This window comes from Bradyrhizobium sp. 35 (genome assembly GCF_023073215.1).
Lineage (GTDB): Bacteria > Pseudomonadota > Alphaproteobacteria > Rhizobiales > Xanthobacteraceae > Bradyrhizobium > Bradyrhizobium canariense_D.
This window is the reverse complement of the sequence record NZ_JADPJC010000134.1, coordinates 1-1,213: the sequence shown is the minus strand read 5'-3', so window position 1 is coordinate 1,213 and position 1,213 is coordinate 1. Positions and strand designations below refer to the sequence as shown.

Genomic DNA, 1,213 nt, shown 5'->3' with positions numbered 1-1,213 from the left:
CCAGAAACTCCAGATTGCCGTCCGGCAGGTACCGCGCGAGATCCCCGGTCCGGTACATCCGTGCGCCGACCTCACCACTGAACGGATCGGCCAAGAACCTCTCCGCCGTCAGTTCGGGCCGGTTCAGATAGCCACGCGCGACCCCCGCCCCGCCAATGTAGAGCTCTCCCACCGCTCCCAACGGAACGGGCGCGCCATGACCATCGAGCAGATACACACGCGTGTTCGCAATCGGACGGCCGATGGGGAGCCGCTGCAATGTCTCATCAATCGCGGTAATCTCGCAGACTGTCGCAAAAGTCGTCGTCTCGGTCGGACCGTAGCAATGCAGGAGATGTTGCGGTCGGCTCTGGCTCAAAATCCGTGCGACTGCCGCCACATCAACCGCATCACCGCCAACCAATAGCAACCGCAAACTCGCCGGCACCGGGCCCAAATCAGCAGCGCTCTGGTTGAACAACCCGGCCGTCAAATGCAGGACGCTAATGCGGTGCTGCTGAACCAGGCCGCGCAGCACCCCTGGTTGCAGCGCATCAATGTATGGAATCACGATCAGGCTAGAGCCGTGTAGCAGCGGTGCCCAGACTTCCAGTGTACTGATATCAAACGCGGGGTTGCCCACCCACGCCACACGATCACTCGCATTGAACTGCGCATATCCGTTGTTGATGACCAGTCGGTTCACGGCACGATGAGGAACAACAACCCCCTTCGGAAGGCCGGTCGAGCCGGAGGTGTACATGACGTAGGCGGCAGCCTCGGCGGTCAATGCCAAGCCAGGATCGGTGCTAAGGCCTGCTCCAGTCATGAGCGGCTCAATAGGCAGAACAGGAATCGTCACCTCGACCAGATCATCATCACTGTTGGTGAGCACCAGGCGCGCAGCACAGTCGGCCATCATCCAGCTCTGTCGCGCTGGTGGAAGACTGCGATCGATCGGCACATAAACTCCGCCCGCCTTCAGGATCGCCAGCTGTGCCACCACCAGGACGACGGAGCGATCCAGCATTGTCGCAAGGCGATCCCCGGGCGTGACCCCGAGTGCGATCAGATGATGCGCCAGGCGGTTGGCCCGCGCATTGAGCTCGCCATAGCTCAAGCGTTCGTCCGCACAGACCACCGCCACCGCATCCGGCGTCTTGGCGACCTGCGCCTCGAACAGCTCATGGATGCACCGCTCTGACGGATACGCCGCCGCCGTGCGGTTCAGTTC

1 protein-coding gene is annotated in these 1,213 nt (G+C 62.0%); it reads right to left on the bottom strand.

Going from position 1 to position 1,213, the window contains the following annotated elements:
• The coding region (locus IVB36_RS27885) for an amino acid adenylation domain-containing protein (protein ID WP_247393766.1) at positions 1 to 1,213 on the bottom strand (1,213 nt) is incomplete at both ends.